The organism is Tannerella serpentiformis, assembly GCF_003033925.1.
Lineage (GTDB): Bacteria > Bacteroidota > Bacteroidia > Bacteroidales > Tannerellaceae > Tannerella > Tannerella serpentiformis.
The window spans coordinates 1,599,761-1,625,285 of record NZ_CP028365.1 but is presented as its reverse complement, the minus strand read 5'-3'; the positions used below and the strand labels follow the sequence as shown (position 1 = coordinate 1,625,285).

18 protein-coding genes and 2 pseudogenes are annotated in these 25,525 nt (G+C 53.9%); 11 read left to right on the top strand and 9 right to left on the bottom strand.

All coding sequences use genetic code 11. The features are described 5' to 3' along the window. Window positions 1-404 precede the first annotated feature (404 nt). Entirely contained in the window at window positions 405-1,745 is a 1,341-nt protein-coding gene (locus tag C7123_RS06700; protein WP_069176221.1) for an aspartate kinase, read from the bottom strand. Window positions 1,746-1,758: 13 nt separating this feature from the next. After that, on the bottom strand, window positions 1,759-2,466 hold the full coding sequence (locus C7123_RS06695) for a cell division ATP-binding protein FtsE (RefSeq protein ID WP_069176453.1): 708 nt from the start codon (window positions 2,464-2,466) through the stop codon (window positions 1,759-1,761). Window positions 2,467-2,769: 303 nt separating this feature from the next. Here C7123_RS06695 and C7123_RS06690 point away from each other — a divergent pair, with 303 nt between their 5' ends. The 4 genes from C7123_RS06690 to C7123_RS06675 all read left to right on the top strand — a co-directional run bounded on the left by C7123_RS06690 (window position 2,770) and on the right by C7123_RS06675 (window position 8,194). Then, window positions 2,770-4,299 (top strand): sensor histidine kinase, encoded by a 1,530-nt coding sequence (locus C7123_RS06690; protein WP_037982131.1) that lies wholly within the window; start codon window positions 2,770-2,772, stop codon window positions 4,297-4,299. Between the two features lie 13 nt (window positions 4,300-4,312). After that, window positions 4,313-5,041, top strand: coding sequence for a response regulator transcription factor RprY (gene rprY / locus C7123_RS06685; protein WP_037982229.1), 729 nt, complete (start codon window positions 4,313-4,315; stop codon window positions 5,039-5,041). A gap of 702 nt (window positions 5,042-5,743) precedes the next feature. After that, window positions 5,744-6,973, top strand: coding sequence for a site-specific integrase (locus C7123_RS06680; RefSeq protein ID WP_069174883.1), 1,230 nt, complete (start codon window positions 5,744-5,746; stop codon window positions 6,971-6,973). 12 nt (window positions 6,974-6,985) lie between these two features. Then, window positions 6,986-8,194 carry a site-specific integrase gene (locus C7123_RS06675; RefSeq protein WP_069174882.1) on the top strand — a complete coding sequence of 403 codons (1,209 nt, stop codon included), beginning with the start codon at window positions 6,986-6,988 and terminating at the stop codon, window positions 8,192-8,194. A gap of 206 nt (window positions 8,195-8,400) precedes the next feature. Here C7123_RS06675 and C7123_RS06670 read toward each other — a convergent pair whose 3' ends face one another. The 5 genes and pseudogenes from C7123_RS06670 to C7123_RS06650 all read right to left on the bottom strand — a co-directional run. Further along, the gene (locus tag C7123_RS06670) at window positions 8,401-10,284 is read right to left on the bottom strand and encodes a heavy metal translocating P-type ATPase (protein ID WP_069174881.1); all 1,884 of its coding nucleotides are present in this window, start codon (window positions 10,282-10,284) and stop codon (window positions 8,401-8,403) included. Window positions 10,285-10,844: 560 nt separating this feature from the next. Further along, the gene (locus C7123_RS06665) at window positions 10,845-12,014 is read right to left on the bottom strand and encodes an efflux RND transporter periplasmic adaptor subunit (protein ID WP_069176327.1); all 1,170 of its coding nucleotides are present in this window, start codon (window positions 12,012-12,014) and stop codon (window positions 10,845-10,847) included. A 5-nt stretch (window positions 12,015-12,019) separates the two neighbouring features. Continuing rightward, window positions 12,020-16,357, bottom strand: a complete 4,338-nt coding sequence (locus tag C7123_RS06660) for a CusA/CzcA family heavy metal efflux RND transporter (RefSeq protein ID WP_069174880.1) — start codon at window positions 16,355-16,357, stop codon at window positions 12,020-12,022. 81 nt (window positions 16,358-16,438) lie between these two features. Further along, window positions 16,439-16,858 carry a DUF6769 family protein gene (locus tag C7123_RS06655; protein ID WP_069174879.1) on the bottom strand — a complete coding sequence of 140 codons (420 nt, stop codon included), beginning with the start codon at window positions 16,856-16,858 and terminating at the stop codon, window positions 16,439-16,441. Window positions 16,859-16,951: 93 nt separating this feature from the next. After that, window positions 16,952-17,105 (bottom strand): annotated as a pseudogene (locus C7123_RS06650) (helix-turn-helix domain-containing protein); the annotation flags it as partial. A gap of 533 nt (window positions 17,106-17,638) precedes the next feature. Between C7123_RS06650 and C7123_RS06645 the strand changes: the two are divergent. The 7 genes from C7123_RS06645 to C7123_RS06610 all read left to right on the top strand — a co-directional run bounded on the left by C7123_RS06645 (window position 17,639) and on the right by C7123_RS06610 (window position 23,001). Further along, window positions 17,639-18,589 (top strand): toprim domain-containing protein, encoded by a 951-nt coding sequence (locus tag C7123_RS06645; protein WP_069174878.1) that lies wholly within the window; start codon window positions 17,639-17,641, stop codon window positions 18,587-18,589. Window positions 18,590-18,594: 5 nt separating this feature from the next. Continuing rightward, the gene (locus C7123_RS06640) at window positions 18,595-18,960 is read left to right on the top strand and encodes a DUF3408 domain-containing protein (RefSeq protein WP_069174877.1); all 366 of its coding nucleotides are present in this window, start codon (window positions 18,595-18,597) and stop codon (window positions 18,958-18,960) included. 265 nt (window positions 18,961-19,225) lie between these two features. Continuing rightward, the gene (locus C7123_RS06635) at window positions 19,226-19,630 is read left to right on the top strand and encodes a plasmid mobilization protein (protein WP_069174876.1); all 405 of its coding nucleotides are present in this window, start codon (window positions 19,226-19,228) and stop codon (window positions 19,628-19,630) included. Continuing rightward, complete coding sequence (locus C7123_RS06630; RefSeq protein WP_069174875.1) at window positions 19,614-20,609, top strand: relaxase/mobilization nuclease domain-containing protein; 996 nt, start codon at window positions 19,614-19,616, stop codon at window positions 20,607-20,609. Before C7123_RS06635 ends, C7123_RS06630 begins: the two co-directional genes overlap by 17 nt. Window positions 20,610-20,976: 367 nt before the next feature. Next, window positions 20,977-21,792, top strand: a complete 816-nt coding sequence (locus C7123_RS06625) for a class I SAM-dependent methyltransferase (RefSeq protein WP_069176220.1) — start codon at window positions 20,977-20,979, stop codon at window positions 21,790-21,792. A gap of 377 nt (window positions 21,793-22,169) precedes the next feature. Beyond that, the gene (locus C7123_RS06615) at window positions 22,170-22,742 is read left to right on the top strand and encodes a flavin reductase family protein (RefSeq protein ID WP_069176218.1); all 573 of its coding nucleotides are present in this window, start codon (window positions 22,170-22,172) and stop codon (window positions 22,740-22,742) included. Between the two features lie 19 nt (window positions 22,743-22,761). Continuing rightward, on the top strand, window positions 22,762-23,001 hold the full coding sequence (locus C7123_RS06610; RefSeq protein ID WP_069176217.1) for a hypothetical protein: 240 nt from the start codon (window positions 22,762-22,764) through the stop codon (window positions 22,999-23,001). Window positions 23,002-23,083: 82 nt separating this feature from the next. Here C7123_RS06610 and C7123_RS13330 read toward each other — a convergent pair. Together C7123_RS13330 and C7123_RS06595 are read right to left on the bottom strand one after the other, a co-directional pair. After that, a pseudogene (locus C7123_RS13330) lies at window positions 23,084-23,989 on the bottom strand (Abi family protein). Window positions 23,990-24,230: 241 nt separating this feature from the next. After that, window positions 24,231-25,145 (bottom strand): ribonuclease Z, encoded by a 915-nt coding sequence (locus tag C7123_RS06595; protein ID WP_038010849.1) that lies wholly within the window; start codon window positions 25,143-25,145, stop codon window positions 24,231-24,233. Window positions 25,146-25,525 lie beyond the last annotated feature (380 nt).

The window sequence follows — 25,525 nt, the reverse complement described above, 5'->3', positions numbered from 1 at the left end:
ACGATTCATCCCCAATCGATCATTAGAACATCTCTCGATCAAGCACCATGATTTAGGGAGTTGTGGATTGCTCTAATGTTCCAATTGGGGATAAAGGATGCTGGCAGTGTCACACGCTGGAGAAGAGCAAAGGGAGAAGGGTGGAGAGGGTGATAAGCACGAGGGAGACGAGGGCATATTTGACGACGACGCCCGCGGGCAGACCGTACCGCCGATAAAGGAGTAGGGCGGTCGGGGGAGGATGGTCATAGGGAGGACGAGAGCGGCTATGTAGAGCGCAACGGCATGTAAGTAGAGCGTGACAGCTGATTGTAGTAGGAGGGCAACAGCGGGGAAGAAGAGCAAGAGAGCGGCTTTCCCGACGCTTCGATGAGTAGTAATGGTTCGCATATTTATTCGTGAATTCATTGCTCTGCGGTGGCTTCTGGCGCGTCGAAGAGGTGGCGGCTGAGAGCCCGGAGCGCGCGTGCTTTGTCGGCAGCGGGGATAAGGAGAGAAAGGTTGTAATTACTGCCGCCGTAGGAGATCATGCGGACTGGGATGTCGCGAAGGGCACTGATGATGCGGACTTCGAGGCCGAGGTGCTGCCAGGAGAGGTCGCCAACGACACAGACGATGACCAGATCACGGTCGACGGTGACGGTACCGTAGCGCTTGAGATCGTCAACGATCTCTTCAAGGTGCTTGGGGTTATCAATGGTGACGGAGATACCCACTTCGGAGGTGGTGACCATATCGACGGGGGTACGATGGTTCTCGAAGGTCTCGAAGACTTTGCGCATAAAGCCGGTGGCCAGGAGCATGCGTCCGCTTTTGATCCAAATGGCGGTGATGTTGTCTTTGGCGGCGACGGCTTTGATTGTTCCACGATCTGTCTCATTTGAGATGAGCGTTCCGGGAGCGTCGGGCTGCATGGTATTGAGCAGGCGGACGGGGATGTTGCTCTGCTTGGCAGGCAGGATACAGGTGGGGTGGAGGATCTTGGCGCCGAAGTAGGCCAGCTCGGCGGCCTCGTCGAAATTGAGGCGATGGACGGGCGTGGTCCCATCGACAATGCGCGGGTCATTGTTGTGCATGCCGTCAATGTCGGTCCAGATCTGGACTTCGGAGGCGCGGACGGCGGCCCCGATGAGCGAAGCGGTGTAGTCGCTGCCACCACGCTGGAGGTTGTCTATCTCGCCATAGGCATTGCGACAGATGTAGCCTTCGGTGATGAAGAGCTTTTCGTCGGGATACTGATCGAGGAGGTTGAGGAGGTTCTCCTTGATAAAGAAGGCGTCCGGCTCGGCATTCTTATCGGTGCGCATGAAGTCGAGGGCCGATAGGGGAGTGGAGGTGATGCCCTGCTCCGCGAGGTAGAGGTGCATCATTTCGGTGGACATGAGTTCGCCACGGGCCAAGATGATGCGCTCCTCGAAGGAGGTGAACATGTCCTTGATGAGTGAGCGGATGAGGTCGAAATGCGCCGTGACGCTCTCTTCAGCGCGCTGGCGGTATTCTGGCGTTGCGTAGAGGTCGTTGATCGCCTCGGCGTATTTGAGCGAGAGGCGGTTGATGACCTCGTTGGCGCCGTCGGGGTTTTTCTTGTAGAGGTAGTCGGCTATTTCGACAAGGGCGTTGGTCGTGCCGGCCATGGCGGAGAGGACGACGATGCGTGGCTCGTCGCCGGTGGTGATGAGGCGTGCCACGTTTTTGATCCGTTCAGCGGAGCCGACGGAGGTGCCTCCGAATTTCAATACGTTCATGTGGGTAATGTTTTTAGGGGGTGATGATGTTTGCTGATTCGATGGGTGCCTCGAGGGAGGTGAGGCGACCGTCTTCACATTTGACGACGCGTGCAGGATAGCGGCGGACGAGGTCGTAGTTATGTGTGGTCATGACGACCGCCGTACCGCTGCGACAGATGTCGTGGAGGAGTCGGACGATGTGCCGGCCTGTTTCCGGATCGAGATTGCCTGTAGGCTCATCGGCTAAGATGATGGCGGGCATGTTGAGTAGGGCGCGGGCGATGGCCACGCGTTGCTGTTCGCCGCCAGAGAGTTCGTGAGGCATGCGCTCGGCTTTGTCGGGGATGCCGGTTTGGCGGAGTGTCTCGGTGATACGCCGATCGATGTCGTCGGGGTTTTTCCATCCGGTGGCACGGAGGACAAACTCGAGGTTGCGCCGGACGGTGCGATCAGTGAGCAGCTGAAAGTCTTGGAAGACGATGCCGAGGCGGCGGCGCAGTCCGGCCGTGTCGCGAAGGCTGATGCCGTGCAGGTCGTATCCCATGATGGAGGCCTGGCCACCGGCTACGGGCAGCTCGGCGTAGAGGGCGCGCAGGAGACTGCTTTTGCCCGATCCGACACGTCCGATGACGTAAACAAACTCACCGCTGAGGAGCGAGAAGGTGGCGTCGCGTAGGATGACATCGCTGTCCAAGGTCAGCTCCACGTTTTCGAGTCGCACAAGGGTATCGCGTTCCATTTCTATTTGATTCGTTTTCGAGGGAATGATCATTTTTTCTTCGGGGGCAAAGGTAAGTAGGCAGTAAGATTCTGCCTTTTCGGGGGAGGCTCCGAGTTAGGGCAAAGTGAAAAAGGCCGCCTTCCGAGGGGGGCACTGTATGCGCCATCCAAGGCCGATCGGCCTATACCTATATATATACACCCATGAAAACGATCCTGCACCCTGACCCCGCTACGCTCATTTTTTTACCCCTTCGTAAAATGTTAAACCGAAATACCCGTTCTTTGTTGTGTTAAAAACGGGGACAGGAAACAGAAGAGAATGAAGAAGTCAACGATTTGGATGCTTGCCATAGTGATGGCCTTCGCCTTTGCGGGGCTACTCTATCTGCAAGTCAACTACATCAGCATCATTATGAAGACCAGCAATGAGCAGTTCGACGCCACCGTGCGCCACTGCCTTGAGGAAGTCTCATCGGCGCTGGAGAAAGACGAGGCCCGCAAATACATGGAGGAGGACATCGACACCTATGGCAGCAGCTTCATGTATAAGAACCCTCCCGACCGACAGGCCATCGCCCAGAACATCACCCACAGCGAAGTCTACATCCAAGGCGGCCCCGACAGCGGTTTCGAGCATATCGAGATCTCGACCAAAACCGTCACCGCCAACCCGCCGCATAAGAACACCATCATCCGCGCCTCCGAGGAGCAACAGAAGAACCTGCTGAAGCGCTACCAGTATCAGGCCGGACTGATCGACGAGGTGCTCTATGATCTGGTCTACACGGCCTACCTCAAGCCCATCAATGAACGCGTGGACTTCCGTACGCTCGACAGCTACCTCCGCGCTGAGCTCATCAACAGCGGTCTGGATCTGCCCTACATCTTCGCCGTGGTGAACAAGGACGGCGTAACGGTCTATCAAAACGAATCGTTCGAGAAGCCTCCCCGGGCCGCCGACGTGGTCACGCAGGTGCTCTACCCCAACGATCCGCCCTCGAAGTGGAACTACCTCAAGGTCTATTTCCCTACGAAGCGCGACTACATCTCGGGGTCGGTCTCCTTCTTGGTGCCCTCGATCGTCTTCTCGTTCATCCTGCTCGTCACGTTCATCACCACCATCTACATCATCTTCCGCCAGAAGCGACTCTCGGAGATGAAAACCGACTTCGTCAACAACATGACCCACGAGCTCAAGACGCCCGTATCGACCATCTCACTGGCCGCCCAGATGCTCCGCGACACGGACCTCACGAAGCAACCCGAGGTGTTCAAACACATCTCGACCGTCATCAACGACGAATCGCGGCGGCTGGGCTTCCTCGTGGAGAAGGTCTTGCAGATGTCGCTCTTTGAACGACAGAAGACGGCGCTCAAGCTCAAGGAGATCGACGCGAACGACCTCCTGGCCTCCGTGGTGAGCACCTTCACGCTCAAGGTGGAGAAATATGGCGGCACGATCGACCTCGATCTCGGCGCCTTGGACTCCACCATCTACGCCGATCAGATGCACCTGACCAACGTGCTCTTCAACCTGCTGGACAACGCCGTCAAGTATCGCCGAAAGGAAGTGCCCCTGCGCCTCATGGCCCGCACCCGCAACGAGAACGGCAAGCTCCAATTCCTCATCGAGGACAACGGGATCGGCATCAAAAAAGAACACCTGAAGAAGATCTTCGTTCGCTTCTATCGTGTCCCCACCGGCAATGTGCACGACGTGAAAGGCTTCGGACTGGGCCTGGCCTATGTCCACAAGATCGTCGAAGATCACGGCGGCACGATCCGCGCCGAACAACAGGAATCGAAATCAGGAACCAAATTCATTATCACTTTACCACTCATTAAATAGTACAAGCATTATGATGGATGAAAAATTGAGAATCTTCCTCTGCGAAGACGACGAGAACCTGGGTATGATCCTCCGCGAATACCTCCAGGCCAAAGGTTTTACCACCGACCTCTTCACCGATGGCGAAGCAGGTCTGAAGGGCTTTTCCGAAGCCAAGTATGACATCTGCCTCTTGGACGTGATGATGCCCAAGAAGGACGGCTTTACCCTGGCGCAGGACATCCGCCAGATCAACCCCGACGTGCCCCTGGTCTTCCTCACCGCCAAGACGATGAACGAGGACGTGCTCGAGGGCTTCAAGAACGGCGCCGACGACTACCTCACGAAGCCCTTCAGCATGGAGGTGCTCCTCTCGCGCATCGAAGCCATCCTGCGCCGCGTCAAGGGCAAGAAGCCCAAAGACGTGCCCTTCTATCGCATCGGCCAGTTCATGTTCGACACCCAGAAGCAGACCCTCACCATCGGCGAGAAGATGACCAAGCTCACCACCAAAGAGTGCGAGCTGCTGACCCTCCTCTGCGCCCATGCCAACGAGGTGCTGGAGCGTAACTACGCCCTGAAGACCATCTGGGTAGACGACAACTACTTCAACGCCCGCAGCATGGACGTCTACATCACCAAGCTGCGCAAGCTGCTCCGCGACGATCCCAACATCGAGATCATCAACATCCACGGGAAGGGCTACAAGCTCATCACCCAGTCGGGCGAGGATCAGGCACGCGAAGAAGGACTCATCGACTAAGGAGTCTCCCGCACGCAGCGCCCCCCTCCCCGGGGCGACGCTGTAAACACCGCAAGAGAGGGACGGACACCCAGCAACAAGGGTGCTCCGCCCCTCTTTTCTATGTATCGGAAGGATGTTACGAGGCAGCCCCTTAATACGTTCCGAGGTGGTCGAAATACGTTGGTGAGGTGGTTGTAATACGTTCCGAGGTGGTTAGAATACGTTGGTGAGGTGGTTGTAATACGTTCCGAGGTGGTTGTAATACGTTAGGGAGGTGGTTGTAATACGTTCCGGACGTGGTGTCGATAGGTTCGGGACGTGGTCTTGATACGTTCCGAACGTGGTCTTGGGTACCTCGGAACGTGGTTGCGATACGTTCCGGACGTGGTCTTGGGTACCTCGGAACGTGGTTGTGATACGTTCCGAACCAACTATTCCCCTCAAAAGCAGAAGTCTCGATGTCGGAGTAAGTGGACTGATAATTAGGCAGAAAGGGGTCGATATGCTTCCGATTGCGTCGAGCGTAAAAGGCAGAAAAGTGCGATTTTAGGCAGAAGTTCAGTTACCAAAGCATTACCCCGCCCCGCGACAGGTAACGAGGGTGCAAAAGCAGGTAACTGAGTCTTTCTCGCACACGGTTCTTTTGCATTGATATACAGGATTCTGCACAGGTAACGGACGCTTTGAACCGGGTAATTTTGCCCACAGTTTTCAAAGCGTATGGATGACATGAAAATGAAGGTGTTGCTCTACCTCAAAAAGAGCAGTCGCGACAGGTCGGGCAAGGCGCCGATCATGGGACGGATCACGCTGGGGCGTTCCATTGCACAGTTCAGTTGCAAGCTGTTCTGCAATCCCGATTTGTGGAACCCGCGCGAAAGTCGGGTGGACGGGAAGAGCCGTGAGGCGGTCGAAGTCAATGGACGATTGGACAACCTCCTTCTTGCCGTTCAGTCTTCCTATCAGTCCTTGCTTGCCAAGGGATCTCCATTTGACGCAACCGACATCAAGGAGCATTTCCAAGGCAGCGTGCAGAGTCGAACCATGCTTTTGGAGCGGTTTGACGGCCTGATCGAGGATATGGAGGAGCACGTCGGGATAGACATCAAAAGAGAGTCTTTGGTCTTGTATCGTCAGACAAGAATGAGGCTGCAACAGTTCATTCGGGCGAAGCATAACGCTTCGGACTTGACCTTTTCGCAGCTCACGGAAGACTTCGTCAAGCGGTTCGAGCAGTTCGCAACCGGAGAGGTAGGGCTAAAACAAAGCACCTGCTACAACATGGTCGTCCTTGTCAAAAAGGTCTGCAAGCTGGCGTATCGAGAAGGCGCGGCAGACACCTTGTTATTCGACAATGTGCATGTAGACAAGGGAGACAGTCGACTGCCCAAAGCGCTCGATAGGGAAGCGTTGGACATGTTAAAGGCGCTCTGTTTTGACGGCTGGGAGGCTGACTTGGAGACAGCGCGCGATGTGTTTCTTTTCGCCTGTTACACCGGCGCCGCCTATTGCGATCTAATGGCACTGAACCGTGGGCATCTTGTCTGCGACGACGAAGGCGCCCTTTGGCTGAAGTTCAACCGGCAGAAGACGGGTGTCCTCTGCCGTGTAAAGCTGTTGCCCGAGGCCCTTCAACTGATGAACAAATTGCATGATGAATCGAGGGATACGTTGCTTCCTCACATCCATTACATAACCTATCAATCGCATCTGAAAGCCCTCCGACTGCGGGCCGGTATCACGCTGCCCTTCACCACACACACCGCTCGACACACCTTCGCTACGCTCATCACCTTGGAACAGGGCGTGCCCATCGAGACCGTCAGCAAGATGCTTGGACATAGCACAGTGCGCATGACCGAGCGATATGCGAAGGTGACACCGCAGAAGTTATTCGAGGAGTTCGATCGCTTAATCGCCTTCACCGAAGATTTGCACCTAACCATTTAACCACAGACCAACATGAGAAGTACATTCAAGATCCTGTTCTACATCAACAGGCAGAAGACAAAAGCAGACGGCAAGACAGCCATCTTTTGCCGCGTCACTATCGATGGTAGGAGCACAGCTATTACCACAGGTGAGGAATGTCTGCCGGCCGAATGGAACAGCAGACAGGGGACAGCCGGCGAAAAGAAAATCAACCAACGCCTCGCAGCGTTCAAGGAGCTTGTGGAAAAGACTTACGCGGAAATGCTCACGAAGGACGGCATAGTCAGTGCAGAACTGCTCAAGAACCGCTTGCAGGGCGTTGCCGCCGTACCGACCACCCTTTTGGCCATGAGCGAGGCGGAACTGCAATCTGTGAAGGCATGCGTAGGCAAGTCGAAAGCTGAAAGCACCTACCAAAACCTGATCTATTCGGACAAGCTGCTTCGGGCGTTCATGAAGGAAAACGGAGGGCGAGACATCCCCCTCGTAGGCATTACGGAAGATCTGTTTGAGGACTTCCGCTTCTTTCTCAAAAAACGCGGTTTGGCGGCATCGACCATGAACAAGCACCTCTGCCGATTGAGTCGATTGATGTATCGTGCGGTAGACTTGAAAGTCATCCGCTGCCATCCTTTTGAAGATGTCACCTATGAAAAAGAGGAAAGGAAGATTCGATTCTTGCAAAAGAGCGACGTGGCCAAGCTCATGGCGCTGAAAGTGAACGACAGGGACGCAGAGCAGGCCCGGCAGATGTTCCTCTTTTCCTGCTTCACCGGACTGGCCATTGCGGATATGGAACGCCTGAAGTTCTCGCACATTCAAACAGCTGCCGATGGCGGGAGGTATATCCGCAAGGAACGGCAGAAGACAAAAGTCGAGTCTGTCGTGCCGCTACATCCGATCGCGGAGGAGATCCTTAGCAGATGCCGGGAGAATCAGGCGGTGAAAGGAAAAGGCGAGGACCTTATCTTTCCACGCAGTTGCAGCCGCAGTGTGATGAATAGCAAACTGAGTACTGTGGGACTGGCGTGTGGCGTCAGGCAACGACTGTCTTTCCACATGGCACGCCACACGTTCGGAACCCTGTCGCTCAGCGCAGGCATCCCGATAGAGAGCATCGCCAAGATGATGGGACATGCCTCCATCTCCAGCACGCAGATCTATGCGCAGGTGACGGACAAAAAGATCTCGGAAGACATGGACAAGCTGATCCAAAAGCAACAAGCGGCTTCAGTGTGATTCCTAGGACGGCTGTCTAACGTAAAACGGCATACTTTTTCCCTTTCACTGATTCTATCTTACTACATGACTACAATGGGGGTAATACAGTGAAAGAAGAGGGGTTGAGGTGTAGTCAGGATAGATGAAACCATTCTGACTACACCTTACTCCCCTTCTTTTTCATTCCTCTTTCATGTGATATGCCTTTGTGTAGAGAGAGAGATTCAACTCTTCACTCGCAGTGTCCGCATGGCATTGAACACGGCTAAGACGGTGACGCCGACATCTGCAAAGACGGCCATCCACATCGTGGCGATGCCAAATCCGGCCAAAAGGAGTACGAGCACCTTGATCACAATAGCAAACCATGCGTTCTGCATGGCCACACCGATGGTCTTGCGAGAGATGGATATGGCTCCTGCCACCTTCGACGGACGATCGTCCATCAATACCACATCGGCAGCCTCTACTGCTGCGTCCGATCCGAGGGCACCCATAGCCACGCCTACGTCCGCACGGGCTAGTACAGGCGCATCGTTGATGCCGTCGCCGACGAAGAGCAGACTGCCTCCGGCTTTCTTCTCCTTCATCAATCGCTCAAGGTGGCTCACCTTATCGGCCGGTAACAATCCGGTCTGCACCTCGTCGATTCCGATCCGCTTGGCCACATCCTCACCCACCTCTTTGCGGTCGCCGGTAAGCATGACGGTCTTTCGTACGCCCAAGGCTTTAAGCGCATCAATGGCTTCGCTGGCGTCGTCTTTGATCTCGTCAGAGATGACGATGTGCCCCATGTATGTGCCATCCACAGCCAGATGTATGATTGTACCTATCAGCTTGCAAGGCAGCCATTGGGCGCCAATGCTGTCCATCATTTTCGTGTTACCCACGCTCACGCTGCGGCCATTGACTTGAGCGCGGATGCCATGTCCGGCTATCTCCTCCACATCCTTCACCGTGCAGTCGTCCGACTCTTCGGGGTATGCCTCACGCAGCGACTGTGCGATGGGGTGCGTGGAGAAACGCTCTACGTGAGCGGCTAAATGGAGCAGCTCCCGATCGCTGATTGCCTTGGGGTGTATGGCGTTTACGCTGAACACGCCCCGCGTGAGGGTGCCCGTCTTGTCAAACACCACCGTGTCCGCCTTGGCCAACGTGTCCATGTAGTTTCCGCCCTTGATAAGGATGCCTTGTCGCGAAGCCCCACCGATGCCACCAAAGAAGGTCAGAGGGATGGATAGCACCAAGGCGCAGGGGCAGGACACAACTAAGAAGGTGAGTGCGCGATTCAGCCAAAGCGGGAAGACGGCTACAAAGTCGCCCGAGAGCAGTGGCGGCAGGATGGCCAGCGCAAGAGAGATATAGACCACGATGGGAGTATAGACCTTCGCAAAACGGGTGATGAAGTTTTCGCTCTTCGACTTGTTCTCTCCGGCGCTTTCTACCAGACGAATGATCTTGGAGACGGTAGATTCGCCGAAGCTCTTCTCCACCCGCATCTTGATCATTCCGCTGACATTGACGCAGCCCGAGATGACCCTGTCGCCGCGGCCCACTGTGCGCGGAACACTCTCGCCCGTCAGCGCCACGGTGTTCAGGCTTGATGTCCCTTCGATGACGATGCCGTCCATCGGCACTTTGTCTCCTGGTCGCAGCACAAGCAGCTCTCCCACGGCTACAGTCTCGGGGTGCACCGCCTCGGTTACACCGTTACGCTCCACCGTGGCCGTATCCGGACGGATGTCCATCAGCTCGGCGATGGAGCGTCGGCTGCGATCCTCGGCATATTCTTCAAACAGTTCGCCCACCTGAAAGAAGAGCATCACAAAGACAGCCTCGGTGAACTCCGGCTCGGCGCCGGGCAGGAAGCCGATCAGCATAGCGCCAAGCGTAGCTATGCTCATCAGCAGATGTTCGTTGAATGGATCTCGTTCCATAATGCCCTCCCAGGCTTCAGCCAAGATGTCGTAACTCACGAGCAGGTAGGAAGGCAAGTAGATCAACAGTAGTTGCCATACGGGCAACACGGCGTTTCTCTCCACCGCCACGGCTGCGATGAGTAGGAGTGCGGAGAGGATGATTCGCTGTAATTTCTTGTTCTTTATCATGATGATGTGATTGGATATGCAATTCTTATGCAGTAATGATTCGACGTATGCCAGCCACCTTCTTCCCCAAGCCTCAAAGGAATCCAACCTTCGGGAGAGGCCATTCCCGAGCCTCGGAAATGGGTCTAACCTTCGGGAGAGGGCATTCCCGAGCCTCGGAAATGGGTCCAACCTTCGGGAGAGGGCATTCCCGAACCTCGGAAATGGGTCCAACCTTCGGGAGAGGGCATTCCCGAGCCTCGGAAATGGGCCCAACCTTCGGGAGAGGCCACTCCCGAGCCTCGGAAATGGGCCCAACCTTCGGGAGAGGTCATTTCCCGACTGAGGAAATGGGTCCGACCTTCGGGAGAGGCCATTTCCCGAGTCAGGAAATGGGTCCAACCTTCGGGAGAGGCCATTTCCCGACTGAGGAAATGGGTCCAACCTTCGGGAAAGGCCATTTCCCGACTGAGGAAATGGGTCCAACCTTCGGGAGAGGTCATTTCCCGACTGAGGAAATGGGTCCAACCTTCGGGAGAGGCCATTTCCCCATCGAGGAAAGGAAGGCTTTATCGCCTCTGCTACTCCTCGCCGGTCTCTCCTTTTTTCATTTCGGAGAGTAGATAGTAAGCCCCAGAAAGAGCCACCGTTCTTCCCTCCATCTTCAAATCTTCTTGGACGGGCTTTACTGCCACCATGCCATTCTCTTCTTTGATTTTCGTCACAGCAATGGGGGTAAACGTCCATTTGTCACCGACTCTTACCGCCGCGAAGATGTACGACTTATCCTCTTCATCCACCACGGCTTCTGCCGGTACAGCTTTCATCGTCGAAACGCCTGCTGCAATTTGCGCTTCCACATAGAGACCTGAGATGAGTGCATCCTTAGCCCCATCCATATCCACCCTTACGGGGACGGACTGCATGTTGCTGTCAAACGTTTTCCCGATGGCGTAGATTTTACCCTTGAAGACCTTTCCTCCATCTCCGGCAGCCTGCACCTGCAGATCGACTTCTTGCCCTTTTTGCAATCGGGGCAGATCGCTCTGATAGACCTGCAATTCGGCGAAGAGGCTTTGCGTGTTTATGATTCTCATCATAGGCGTTTCAGGGGCGGCATACTGCCCCGTCTCCACATCGATCCGCTCCACGGTTCCGGCTATGGGGCTGGTTACGGCAATGGCCGAGACTGCCTTTCCGGCCCTTAGGGATGAGGGTGCGATTCCCAATTGTTGCAGTTGTGTCGTCAGCATGCGAATCTCGCTGTTGATGATTTGCAGTTCCGATTTTGTTCTGTCGTAGTCTTTGCCGGCGCCTACCTTTTCGTCCATCATCTGAGTTTGTCGCTGGTACTCTTTACTGAGATAATCGCGACGGTTAACCGCCGTGAGATAACGCGACTGGATCTCTAATAAGTCTGGATGAGACAGGTAGGCCAACACTTGCCCCTTCGTCACCTCTTGCCCTTCCCTGACCAGCACGCGCTCCACATTGGCCCCCATCTTGGGCGCTATCGAAGCCTCGCCTTGCGGCGAGGTGGTGAGCCGCCCACTTGCTTGAATGGTTCCGGCAAAGGTGTGATCGGCCAATGCACCGGTCGTGATGTTCAGCTGTTGCATTTGTTTGTCGGTAAGCTCCACGGTGTTCTTTTCGGGCAAGTCCTCGCTTCGGCCTTCTTCCTGTTCATTCTTTGTGCCGCATGATGCTACGAGCAGGGCTGCGGCGATATATAAGCATGCTTTCTTTTTCATTGTCGTCATAGGTTGAGATATTGTAAATCGATTTGTGTTTGAAGTAACTGTTCGTAGGCCGTCCAATAGTCGAGTTCTGTTTGGACGGCATCGCCCATAGTCTGAATGAATCCGATATAGTCGGTGGCCCCTAAGCGATAAGCCGCTGCGGCCCCTTTCTGCTGCTCGCGTGCGGTGGGTAAGGCCGTTTGATGATAATACATCAGCAAACGTTTCCACTTCTGATACTGTGCCATGAGGCTGTTCTCCGTTGCGCGGAGTGCTATTTGAGCCGCCTCGAAGTCAGCCGTAGCCATATCACGCTCGATGCGTGCTGCCTTCTCCCGTGCCCGATAAGACTTTCTGAACAGGGGAACGCTCACCCCGACGTCGATGCTCCAATAGCCCATGCGATTTCCCATCATTTTCGTTCCTCCTTCTACGAAGAACGTGGGGAGTGATTTCGATTTTTCCAAAGAGATATTCTCAGTTGCCAGCTTCACTTTCTCGGCGTAAAGTCTCGACAGTGGGCTATCGGCTACGCTGTCTCTATCCGCGACCTGCAAAGGCTCTTCCGGGGCAACCGTCGGCTCGTAGACACCATCGCCTAACCACAGCGAGAGCTGCATCACGGCTATGCGATAGTCATCTGCAGCCTGCCGCTTTTCTTCAGCCGTCTGTATGGCCTTCTTCCTGGCCGTGAGGTATTCCAGATAGGAGGTTTCTCGGGCATCGTATTTCGCTTTTGCCGCCATTTCAAAGCTACCATAGATAGAGTCTATTGTCGCATAAACCTCCATTCGTTGGCCGGCGACATAGGCTTGGACATAGGCCTGGCTGACCCTCTTCTGCAACTGCTTGCGGGTGAGTTCTGCCGCAGCGCTGGCCGTGGACACCATTTGAGATTGATGGCGACTGCGCGCCTTGTTACCCAAAAAGTGAAGGTTTTGCCGCACACTGAGCAGGGTGAAAGTGCCCTCATTTCCCCTACCGATTTCGTCTGCACCGGCAGAGAATTCGGTCGTCCCAATGTCGTTTACGCCGGCCTTCATCGCCGTTTCATGATCTACGGACAATTGCGCAGCTTTCATCGTCGGGTAATACTGCTCGGCCAACACAAGGGCTTGTTTGAGATCTACTTTCTGTTGAGAACGGGCTTGGACGGGAGCACCTACCCCAAATGCTATGATTAACAGCGTAAGGGGAAGCGACCGTTTGAACGATAGCCGCCCCGATTTCTCTTCCAAAGCATATAGCACAGGGACGATGATTAACGTGAGTAACGTGGCTGTAAAAAGGCCACCGATTACAACCGTAGCCAACGGACGCTGCACCTCTGCACCGGCAGAAGCAGACACCGCCATCGGCAAGAAGCCCAGCATGGCCGCCGTAGCTGTGAGTAAAATAGGGCGGATGCGCTCCTTCGTACCCAAGATGATCCTTCTATTTATGTCGGTCACACCTTCTTGTTTGAGAGCGTTGAAACGATTGATAAGCACAAGTCCGTTAAGCACAGCCACACCGAACAACACGATAAAGCCAACACCGGCCGAGATGGAGAAAGACATTCCCCGTAAGGCCAAAGCAAAAACACCGCCTATCGTGGCCAGCGGAACAGCCATGTAAATCATCAGGCTTTGCTTAAGCGAATTGAGAGCGAAATAGAGGAGCAAGAAAATGAGCGATAAGGCGATTGGCAGTACAACGGCCAGGCGCTCTTTAGCTTCTTGTAGATTCTGAAACTCTCCGCCATAGGTCAGATGGTAGCCGGGAGGCAATTCGAGCTGTCTCTCTAATTGCTTTTGTATGTCGGCCACCACTGACGCCACATCACGCCCACGAACATTCACCCCAACATATATGCGGCGCGAAGCCTGGTCGCGCGAGATCTGCATAGGGCCTGATTGATAGCTGATGTTGGCCACCTCACCAAGCGGAATCTGTCTACCGTCAGGAAGATCGATGAACAGATACCTCAGATTGTCGATGCCTTTGCGATAAGTATCGCTCAAGCGTAACACAAGGTCAAAGCGCTTTTCACCCTCGAAGACGACTCCGGCCGGACCTCCTGCAAAGGCTGCACTCACATAGCGATTGAGCTTATCTACCTCCAACCCGTACTGAGCCAAGCGGCGACGGTCGTACTTTACAGTGATCTGTGGTAGTCCGGCTGTGCGTTCAAGAGCCACATCACCTGCCCCCGGCACCTTACTGATGATATTTACCATCTGTTCGCCCAGCTTATTCAATTGTTCGAGATCATCACCGTAAAGTTTTACCGCGACATCCTCGCGTACCCCGGTCAGCAACTCATTAAAACGGAGCGCTACGGGCTGAGAGAAAGCGAAATTGAGTCCGGGTAACGTTTGCAGTTTCGCCTTGATCTTTTCTATCAGCTCTTCTTTGCTTTTGGCTGATGTCCACTTGCTCCTATCTTTTTCCAAGATGATAAAGCTGTCTGTATAATCAAAGCCCATTGGGTCCGTGGGGATGTCAGCCACACCGATCCGGGCACATACGGTCTTGATCTCCGGAAAGCTCCTTAACAAAAGCCTTTCCACCTCTTTCTCCCTTTCAATAGTCTCTGAAAGTGAGCTGCCCGGTCGCAGAAACGTTTGCATGGCAATGTCTCCTTCATCCAGCTCGGGAATAAACTCTCCACCCATTTTCGAGAAAACAAAGACAGCCACCCCAAACAGTCCTATGGCGGAGAGAATAACACTCCGTTTATGCCGCAAAGCGAAGGTAAGCATCGGCCTGTAAACACGGATTATGGCCCCGATAAAACGATTGCTCAGCTGCTCTAATTTTTGTTCTGCACGTGCCATATAACTATCCGCATGGCTTGAAGGGTTCATCCATAATGAAGACACCATCGGCACATACGTTAGGCAAAGTATGAGAGCACCCAGTACAGCAAACGAGAAGGTGTAAGCCATAGGCGCAAACATCTTTCCACTTACGCCGGCGAGGAATAAAATAGGGGTAAACACAATGAGGATGATGAGTTGACCGAAGAATGCGGAATGCATCATCGTGGAAGAGGCCTTATAACTGATCTCATCCATATCCGTGCGACTAAGGGAATCTTGCTGCTGACGAATGCGGCACTCTATTTCGAAAACAACGCCTTCGACAATAATCACAGCGCCGTCCACTATAATGCCGAAGTCTATGGCACCAAGGCTCATCAAGTTGGCCCATACGCCGAAGACACGCATTAAAATGAAAGCAAAAAGCAGTGATAGTGGTATGACAGAGGCCGTGATGATTCCGCCGCGTACACTGCCTAACAATAAGACGAGCACAAAGATGACAATGAGCGCACCTTCAATCAGATTACGAGCGATGGTGCTTGTGGTGCGGCCTATCAGATTGGATCGATCGAGGAAAGGTTTCAGCTCAATGTCCGACGGAAGGGACTTTTGTACTTGCCTCATCCTTTCCTTCACAGCGGTTACCACTTTGTCTGAATTAGCTCCTTTGAGCATCAGTATCATTCCACCCACAGCTTCTCGCCCATCTTGCGTAAATGCGCCATAGCGGACCTGTGATCCATAATCCACCTTGTCGGCTATGTCGCGAATGAGCATCGGTCGGCCGTTGTTGTTCTTTACGACAATGTCTTTTATATCGTCTAATGACTTCACCAAGCCTTCACCTCGAATAAAGTGGGCCATATGGTTCTTCTCAATGTATGCACCGCCTGTATTGGCATTGTTGCGGCTCAAGGCCTCATACACGTCGCTAATGCTTACACTCATTGCTTTGAGCTTTTCCGGATTAAGGGACACCTCGTATTGCTTTACACTTCCGCCGAACGAATTGACCTCTACTACGCCGGGGAGCATGGATAAGCGCCGCTTCACAAGCCAGTCTTGCATTGTGCGTAATTCTTGTGCTGTATATCGGGCCGAATCCCTGGGTACGAGCGTGTACTGATAGATTTCGCCAAGTCCTGTAGTAATGGGGCCCATTTCGGGTGTGCCGAATCCTTCGGGTATATCTGCGCGGACTTCTTCGAGTTTTTCTTGAACCAACTGTCGTGGAAGATAAGTCCCGAAATCATCCTTAAAAACAATCGTAACGACCGAAAGGCCGAAACGGGAAACAGAACGAATATCTTCTACGCCCGGCAGATTTGACATGGCCAGCTCTACTGGATAAGTGACAAACTGCTCTATATCGGCCGCAGAAAGATTTTCTGATACAGTGATGACTTGCACCTGATTGTTGGTAATATCCGGTGTTGAGTCGATGTTGATGGTGCTCATCGAGTAAAGGCCGCCTCCAATAATGGCAACTAATAGCAGCACCACCAAAAACTTATGTTTGATGGAGAAGAAAATAATTCGATTGATCATGTTTCTATACTGTGAATTATATGTGTGTGAAATTGCCGGAATCCGCTTCTTGCAGATCCCGAGAAAAACAACGAGATATAATTACAGTATGGGAGGTGCACGCAATCCACCCGATGAAATACAACAATCTAAAAAGCGGATTAGCGGCTCTTGGAATGCTTTTTCATAAGGTGAAACGTCGGCTTGAGGTATTGCGAGAATGGACAATACCACAGCATACAGCATATGTGCCTGTTGTGAAACAGCCTGCTTGAGTTGTTGCAGGCCCTTTTCTCCTATAAATATTTGCTTGATTTGGTCAATAGAGCAGTCTTCTGAGTTTGATTCCTGCTCTGTAGCGTGATGTGCCGTGTGCTGATCGTTGATGTTACCGTCAACATCACAGATTTCCTCCGTAAAGCACACCGCTTTCAAATGGTGGTGATGAGGCAAAAAAGTAACTGACAGCACCAACAGTGTTGCCAGCCACAGATTGAATAAATATGCCTTTTTCCTTATCACGTTGCAAAGATGACGATTTGATCTCATCTGTCCGATGTAACATGCTGATATTGCATATTATTTGCAGAATCCTCTATTCGCTTGGACGGTTGTTCATAAGGAGCTTCTCCCTTTGTAATCCTCCTCCAAGATCTTTTCAAGATCCGAGACCTTGTAAAGGATCTTACCGGCGAACTGCGTGTAGGGGGATGATCTTTCGATCGCGATAATCCTGCAAAGTGCGAGGGCTGATGTAGAGTCGTTCGCAAAACAGTGAGGAAATGGCTGGCATAGCATGGGTGCAGCTGCCGTTCATTCGGAAAACAGCGGCATTTGAATGCAGATATCAACCTGCGAATCGTCTCTAAGCTCTTTTCCTTTCAATGCCATTTTGTCTTATCGGATGGGCGAATCACTTCCTTGCAAAGCCTATTCTCTGAAGAAATCGGCAGCAAACAGACGCAACATCATGCCGGAATGCGCTGCATGCTTGGATGCCGGGGATGCTCATCACACTTTCACCCCCCGAAAACTCATCCAAACCAACCAAACAGGCAGATAGAAGCAACATAAATGACTTCAGTGGATCACTGAACTCCCCTCCTTCAAATCTGTAGTAGCAACATGTAGTCAGCCGCGTAGTGACTTCGATTTGCATGGATGCTATTGGGAAACAGTCGATTATGGCGATTGTAGTTTGTAGTAAGAAGAAGCCAAAAAGTACGGGCGTTTGATCTTAAATCACTTGCATTCCAATAAAACACCACACCATTTCATTCCCCATCTCAATGTTTGATCAGTATGAAAGAAGAAAACCTATCGACCATCAGGCGGTACCCCATCACGGCGTACTTGGAAAGTAAAGGCATCACGCCCGTCCGACGGCTGGCGGCCTATGCAATGTACCGTTCACCATTGCGGGATGAACGCCACCCCAGCTTCAAGGTAGACACCGAGAAGAACCTGTGGATCGACTATTCCGAGGGCCGTGGAGGTAGCATTATTGACCTCTATATGCGGCTCGAGGGGTGCACCCTTCCGGAGGCCATCCGCTGTTTGGGGAAGATGATTTTCGGTCGCACGACGAGCGATTACCCGCGGACGGAATCCCACCTTCATAGCCCCGAGAGAACAGACGGAGGAAGAAAATTGATCGGCATATCGGATGACCTTCCGCCACATTTGCAAGACTACCTGACAAAAGAGCGGTGTATCGACCTCGGTCGGGCCTGGCCCTTCCTCCGATGCGTCCGCTACGAAGTGAGGGGACGGGAGTACGAAGTCATCGGCTTTGCCAATGCCTCGGGCGGCTACGAACTACGGGGCACCGGGCTGTTCAAGGGTACACTAGCGCCGAAGGACATTACACCCATCTTTCCCGACAGGCGGCAGCCAGTCTGCCTCTTCGAAGGCTTCATGGACTTCCTCTCCTTCCTTTCAATGAAAGAAAAGGTCGGTAACCATTGCCTCGTGATGAACTCTGTGGCTAATGTCGGGCGGTGCATCCGTTACTTGCGCGAGCGGCACATCACGGTCCTTCGTGCGTTCCTCGATAATGACGACGCTGGAAGGCGAACCTTGGGCACGTTCATCGAAGCTGGGTTTCTGGTGGAAGACATGGCCGTACACTACCAAGGATGCAAGGATCTCAACGAATTCCATGTCAACCGCATCCGTCGCCTACGAGAACAACATGGACAAGCTCCAATCACAACCAAACCAACCCACACAATCAAACTAAAAAGGAGATAGCAACCATGAAAGAGAAAGACACCAACAAAGCAGATCGGGAGTTTCTCGACGTCTATTTGGGAGAAACGCATCCACAGGAAGCAGAGCCATCCGGGCAATCCGTGCATGCCGAGAGTGCACTCACACCGAAACGCATCAGCGCCAAAATGAGACGAGGGACGCTGGAGGCTTACAAGCAGACCTTCCTCGTCCCCGCCAAGCTGACAGATCGTCGGGCGGTCTACCTCAGTCGGGCGACTCAGGAGCGCGCCGACTTCGTTGTCCGTCGATTGGGAGATCGAGGCGCCAACCTCTCGAGCTTCGTGGAGCGCATCGTGCGTGCCCATTTGGAAGACTACGACGAGGAGATCGAGGAGTGGCGAAAGCTGTAATCCAAGTACACAGATTCATCAAAGAGTTCACGAACGATAAGCACGTCAAGCAATCAACAACTGCCTGAATGCACAGCAAGCTGTGATTGTAAGAAACATTATAGGGTATGTAACGGAGCGTGACGACGGTAATGCAAGACGTCAGTTTGTTCCCACAAACTGCGCTTGCTCCCCCGCCCCTGTCGGTCGGTGGAGAGGGCCGTAATCACATCCGTTCTCATCGGCCCGAACCATAGAATAAGTACCACAGAAAAGACCTATCCACATGAAAAGACACCCCCAAAAGGAAGACAAGAAGCCGAACAAGACCGCCTTTATCAAGGTCAGATGCACGGCCGAGGAGAAGGAGCGGATCCGTTCGAGAGCCACAAACGCGGGGCGGAAATACTCCGACTACTGCCGCGAGATGTTACTGGGTGGATCCGTCATCGCCGTCCCTCCGATGGGTGACAACGAGAAGGAAGCGCTCGCCATCCTCCGTCAGACAGCGCTATTCTACGCGCACATTTCTAACCTGATTAAGGTCAAGGACGTCTCCTGGGTAGACGCGACGAAGGCACTCGCCACCTATGCCAAGATCGCTTTTAAGCGGTTCTTCAGCTCCCGCTATCGGGTCCCCGAGGAGGTATTTAAGCGCTTAAATATTGAAGACCATGATCGCAAAGTGTAAGGCCATCGCACACGGAGGCAACGCGCTGGAGTACATCTTTCGCGAGGGAAAGCTCGGCCGGCTTCTCGCCCTCCACAACCTCTGTGGCGAAACGCCAAAGGAGATCCACGAGGAGATGAGGCTGATTGGCGACTACAACAGTCGCTGCAAAAACAAGTTCCTGCGCATCGAGATCGGCATCGCCCCGCAGGACGAGCCGCAGATGACGTTCAAGACCCTGAACCGCCTCGCACTGCTCTTTGCCAAGCAGATGGGGCTGGACGACCATCAATGGGTGTCCGTCACGCATAAGGACACTGACAACCTGTACATCCACATCATCGCCAATCGGATCAGTCTCGGTGGGCAGGCCTACAACACCACATTCGTGAGCAATCGTGCGGCGAGAGTGGCCGAAGAACTCAGCCGCAAGTACGGGCTGACCATCGCCAACGAAGTCCACTCCGCGCGACCGCATCGAAAAGCCCAAGCCAATCCGGCAAGAGACCGCACGAAGCAACAAGTGCGGAGCATCTGCTACACCCTACTGGACAAACACCGCGGAAAAGGCTTGTCGGGTCACTCCATGTTCCTCTACGAACTCCACCAAAGCGGCGTCACGATCGACCGCATGAAAAACAAACAGGGCAAAGTCTACGGGCTGAAGTTTACCTACGGCGAGCACAGTTTCAAGGCCTCCGAGATCGGTCGTGAGTTTGGTTTTCGCACCCTGCCGAAACAGTTCGAAATCGGCAATGCGCAGAAGCCCATCATCCCCTTCGCCCATTCCTCCATGAGCCCTACGAAAGACAGTACCTCTATCATACAAGTCACAGGTTCCGTTGTAAACACCGCTTTAGACACCGCGGAAAGCCTTCTTTCGAAGACTGGAGAGGTCACAGCTCTACAGACACACGGCGCAGACTACGCCGAGATCGCATGGCAACGGCGCTTAAGAAACCAAACCGGGAAAAAGAAGAAGCGAGGGAGGGGGATATGATGTTTGACATTCATCCGCTCCATCCATCCCGACCTTTCCCAAACCGAAAGAATTACATCAAAAACGCCTGTTTTTCAAATAGTCATAGTAACATTGCACCCTCAAATGACAAGCGCCCTTTGTTTGTGCAGATTCTAGCAACCCCAAGCGCTTCGCTCGTTTCTACTTCGTTACCTATCCAATGTCTACGACCGACTAACTTCTTCTTTTACAGAGGGATATTTCTAAATAGTTTTCTCCCGAACCTATTAGCACACCCCTCATTGCCCCCCTCATCCTCCCCCGAATTAGGGATTTTGATCACCGTTCAGACGAGATACCTTTGCGCCGTAAAACAAGATCGCATAACGATAAACACCATCAGAATATGAAAGCAGATAAACTATCGGGCGTACCCGAAACCATGCTCATCACCCTCTGGGCCAAAGCCACCGAGACGAATCGGCCAGACGCCCTGCTGCGCGACCCGAAGGCGGTCGAAATCATGAACCGCATCGACTATGACTTCACGAAGTTCCGGGGCGGCACCATGTCGCAAGTCGGCTGTTGCATCCGCGCCGACCTGATCGACCGCGAGGCCAAGAAGTTCCTCGAGGCCCACCCCGACGCCGTCGTCATACAGCTCGGCGCCGGCATCGACGCCCGCTACGACCGCCTGGGCCGCCCCGCCGTCACCCACTGGTACGACCTCGATCTGCCCGAGGCCATCGACCTCCGCCGTCGCCTCCTGCCCGAGACCGAGCGCAATACCTACCTGGCCATGTCCCTCCTCGACTTCCGCTGGATCGACACCGTCCGCGCCCACGGTCGGCCCGTGCTCCTCATCCTCGAAGGCGTGCTGATGTACTTCACCGAGGCAGAGGTGCGGAGCTTCTTCGACGCCATCTGCCGCGACCTCCCCGACGGCACCACCATCCTCTTCGACATGCTGGCCTACTCGCTCGTGAACAACGCCAAGCATCACGACGTCGTGAAGAAGACCGATAAGACGGTCGAGTTCAAATGGTCCGTCCTCGATACCCACGAGATAGAGCACTGGAACCCCCGCATCCACCTCGTCCGCGAGTACTACATGAGCGACCACTCCCGCGGACGCTTCCCCTTCGTCTTCCGCACCCTCTACCACATCCCCTACTTCCACCGTCGCTTCAACCAGCGCATCGTCAACCTCGAGTTGCGTTGAAGTGTTGAGGTGTTTGTTTGTTGAGTCGTTGAGGGGTTTGCTGAGTTGTCGAGGTGTTTGTTGAGTAAATGACAGACCAAGAGGTACCCGGCCAAACTTCCCTGCCCCGGCAGGGGCCTTCTTTTCTTCCATCAAGGGAAGAAAGGCGGCTGCGGCCGCCGGCGAAGATTACCGGGTACACGATTACTCTCATCATCTACCCGGCCAAATTGGCTGGCGTCCCTGACGCCTTGATCTTCTTTTGCTTCTTTTCTTCCCTTGATGGAAGAAAAGAAGGCCATCAAGAGAAAGAAAAGAAGGTATAGACAAGAAGACACCGGCCAACAAAAACCACTTTCTTCGCGGCCCAATTCAAGGTTATAAAAGTCAGAATCACAATGACAGAAGCATTCAAAAAGACACCCGTCGAGCTCACAGCGCATCACGGGCACATCCTCCAAGCCCTCCGTCGGGGCGTGAGCCTAACCGCCTCAGCCGACGGCCGCACGAACTCGATGACCATCTCCTGGGGCATGCTCGGTATCGAGTGGAACCGCCCCCTCTTCATCACCTACGTCCGCACCGGACGCTTCACCCACGGCCTACTCGACCGCAACCCCGAGTTCACCGTCAACCTCCCCGCCCCCGGCATGGATCACCTCACGCGCCTCATCAGTTACCTCGGCACCCACTCCGGGCGCAACGAAGACAAGATCGCCACGCTCGGTCTGCACCTCGTGCCCGGTAGCGAGGTCTCGGTGCCCGGCCTGGCCGAGCTTCCCCTCACCCTCGAGTGCCGCATCCTCTACCGCCAGCTCCAGCAGGCCGACTGCTTCCTGCCCGGCAACGAGGCGATACTCAAGTCGTGTTACCCGCAGGACGTCCCCAGCGAAGCCACCGGCAGCAACCGCGACTTCCACACCGCCATCTATGGCGAGATCGTCGGCGCCCACCTCATTCAACCCGCTTGAAACATGATCAATCAGCACTATGAATAGGAATCAAATCGCCAATCGCAAAAAGTCCGCAGCCGGACTGCTCCTTTTGGTCGTCGTCTTGGCGGCCAACTACAACCACACCCGCTCCGAGATGAAGGGCGAAACCTCCATCTCACCCGCCGCCACGCCCCACGAGGGCTATGCGCAGCAACAGCCGACCGTCCCTTGTGACACCGCCCGCTGCGCCCACCCCTTCACGGCCGATCCGTCCATCCGACACGCACGGCAGTAAGCAGCGCCGCCCTATCCCCTGACGGGACCTTATACGACAAGGCCTGAGACGTGCAAGTATTATTTGCGTCTCAGGCCTTGTGCTATAACAGCCATAAAGGCTGTGACTCCCAATCGGGAGGGAAACCCATCGCTGCTATGTCAACCGTCGGATATTCATCGATGAGCTTTTTCAGATTGGGGGTAAAACGATTGCGAGGGTTTACCGAAATCAAGATATATCGGATCATGGCCAGTTTATAATAGGTGCGCCCGGCATGAATCTCCTGCTGATCAATCCACGGGTGAACGGGGCGTTCAAGTGTTTTGGGCTTGTTAGGAAGCTGCCTATTCCATAACCGATTGTGATGACAGCAAATATTACGGACACCGGAAAGGCACTGCAACCAGGAGGCGAAAACATCAGCAGGCAATCCAAACTCCTTGGCGATCGCTTTTTTCAAAGAGGCCTTCCCAATATTCATGTATAAGTTCGAGAGCACCCCTAAAGGAAGTATTTCGGCAAGCATCCAGACCGGTTTATTTTCTTCGGTATAACATGTTTTGAAGTGTTCTACAAAGTCCTCTTTGGAGGTGTTCCATTCTTTCATAATAAGGCCTCGCGACTTCTCAAAACGACCTCTGTCATGAAAAAACTGTTCTTCCAAAAACTAGGATACGCTCTTAGTCGTATCCACTCCTACACGCACAATGGATGCACGGACAGCTATTTCAATTTTCTCAATTTGAGAGAACACCAACAGCCGCAGTTTCCGATCGAAACGATACATATTGAGGGCATCAGTAAAGCGAGAACCAGCCTTGTATAGGTGGTCCGTCTTAGGCTCCAACAGCAGAGGATAGAAATAAGCACTCAGCCGGAAGTAGCCGATGGTGCGCAAGTATCTTTCAGCTTTCTTCTTCTCATCAATCAGAAGTCCCCGCTCTTCTAATCGAGCGAGTTGTTCAGAGATGGACAAAGGGCGCTTGGTGTAAGGGGCTTTTTTCATGAACACGAAACGGTATAAAATAAAACGACCTGCCGATTTGAGCATCGTTGAGAGGCTTGGCAGGTTCTACACGCCGCAAAGATACGATCATGAGAAAACGGCACAAGGCCTGAGACGCGTCCTAAGGCCTGAATTGTTGAGGTGTTAAGTTATGCCAGACAGAGATGAGCAGCTTTCCCCGACAGGCACATCTCATTCCTCTCAACAACTCAACAAACAAGCACCTCAACAGCTCTCCCCCTCACAGCGCCACCCGCATGCCCTCTTGGCCGAGCGTGGTGTGGGGGAAGACGGCCGTGGCTTCGGCGAGGAGGGGCGCGAGGTCGTCGTAACGGGCCGAGTAATGACCGAGCACAAGGCGCTTTACACCTGCCCGACGGGCGATCTCGGCCGCCTCGCGGGCAGTGGAGTGGAAGGTCTGGCGGGCGCGCGCCACATCTCGCTCCATGAACGTAGCCTCGTGGTAGAGGCAGTCCACACCCTCGACGAGGGGCACGATGGAGGGCAGAAACTCCGTGTCCGAACAGAAAGCATAGCGGCGTGGCGGTGTGGCTGGACGCGTGAGCCGCTCGTGGGGCACGGTGATGCCGTCGGGGGTGACATAGTCGGCCCCCTGCTTGATGGCCCGCAGCGCATGGACGGGCACCTGATAGAAGTCGATCATATCGCGCCGAATGTGCGCCTCGGCCGGGTGTTCGGCAAAGAGGTAGCCGCAGGCGGGGATGCGGTGGCTGAGGGGGATGGACCAGACGCTGACGGAGCGATCCTCCATCACAAGCGCGTGCTGCGTGGGGTCGATCAGGTCGAGGCGCACCTCGTAGGGCATGTCCTTGCAAAAGACGGCGAGGATGGGCCGGAGGAAATCCTCGAGAGCATGCGGCCCATGGACGACCAGCTCACCCGTCCGGCCCAGCATGCCGAGCGTGGAGAGTAGCCCGGGCAGACCGAAGCAATGGTCGCCGTGCAGGTGAGAGATGAAGATGTGCGTGATGCGATTGAAGCGGATGTGGTAGCGCCGCATCTGTAGCTGCGCCCCCTCGCCACAATCCATGAGGTAGAGCTTGTCGCGCAGGTCGATCACCTGCGCCGTGGCCTCATGTCGCAGCGTGGGCGTGGCCGATCCGCAGCCGAGGATGGTGATGTCGAAGGAAGTCATATGTATAGCGGTATGGTTCTCTGATCCGGGGCAAAGGTAGGCAGAGGCGCCGCCTCTTTTTGCCCTTCGCCCACGCTCCGCGGCCTCTAAACGTGTCCTAATAGGCCTTCACCCACACCTCGCGGCCTCTAAACGTGTCCCGACAAGCCTTCACCCACGCACCACGGCCCTAAAAAGGGGAGTCTATTCAAGGCTTTCATATTAAAAGACAACTACCTGCATTGAAAGTATAGTGCTTTTATAGTGATAGCATATTATGCATAGAGTGTATATGAGGCTTTTAGACTGAAAGCATGAAATAGACGATGCAGGTTTGATGCTTTTAGATTGAAAGCATAGGATATATAGTACACATCATATCCTTTTCATATAAAAGCATG

Coding starts and splice junctions, on each gene's coding strand:
- C7123_RS06665 (WP_069176327.1), bottom strand. CDS start 12,014: ATGAAAAAGAAAGCATGCTTATATATCGCCGCAGCCCTGCTCGTAGCA.
- C7123_RS06700 (WP_069176221.1), bottom strand. CDS start 1,745: ATGAACGTATTGAAATTCGGAGGCACCTCCGTCGGCTCCGCTGAACGG.
- C7123_RS06625 (WP_069176220.1), top strand. CDS start 20,977: ATGAAAGCAGATAAACTATCGGGCGTACCCGAAACCATGCTCATCACC.
- C7123_RS06670 (WP_069174881.1), bottom strand. CDS start 10,284: ATGATAAAGAACAAGAAATTACAGCGAATCATCCTCTCCGCACTCCTA.
- C7123_RS06690 (WP_037982131.1), top strand. CDS start 2,770: ATGAAGAAGTCAACGATTTGGATGCTTGCCATAGTGATGGCCTTCGCC.
- C7123_RS06615 (WP_069176218.1), top strand. CDS start 22,170: ATGACAGAAGCATTCAAAAAGACACCCGTCGAGCTCACAGCGCATCAC.
- rprY (WP_037982229.1), top strand. CDS start 4,313: ATGGATGAAAAATTGAGAATCTTCCTCTGCGAAGACGACGAGAACCTG.
- C7123_RS06695 (WP_069176453.1), bottom strand. CDS start 2,466: ATGGAACGCGATACCCTTGTGCGACTCGAAAACGTGGAGCTGACCTTG.
- C7123_RS06610 (WP_069176217.1), top strand. CDS start 22,762: ATGAATAGGAATCAAATCGCCAATCGCAAAAAGTCCGCAGCCGGACTG.
- C7123_RS06640 (WP_069174877.1), top strand. CDS start 18,595: ATGAAAGAGAAAGACACCAACAAAGCAGATCGGGAGTTTCTCGACGTC.
- C7123_RS06630 (WP_069174875.1), top strand. CDS start 19,614: ATGATCGCAAAGTGTAAGGCCATCGCACACGGAGGCAACGCGCTGGAG.
- C7123_RS06680 (WP_069174883.1), top strand. CDS start 5,744: ATGGATGACATGAAAATGAAGGTGTTGCTCTACCTCAAAAAGAGCAGT.
- C7123_RS06660 (WP_069174880.1), bottom strand. CDS start 16,357: ATGATCAATCGAATTATTTTCTTCTCCATCAAACATAAGTTTTTGGTG.
- C7123_RS06645 (WP_069174878.1), top strand. CDS start 17,639: ATGAAAGAAGAAAACCTATCGACCATCAGGCGGTACCCCATCACGGCG.
- C7123_RS06675 (WP_069174882.1), top strand. CDS start 6,986: ATGAGAAGTACATTCAAGATCCTGTTCTACATCAACAGGCAGAAGACA.
- C7123_RS06595 (WP_038010849.1), bottom strand. CDS start 25,145: ATGACTTCCTTCGACATCACCATCCTCGGCTGCGGATCGGCCACGCCC.
- C7123_RS06635 (WP_069174876.1), top strand. CDS start 19,226: ATGAAAAGACACCCCCAAAAGGAAGACAAGAAGCCGAACAAGACCGCC.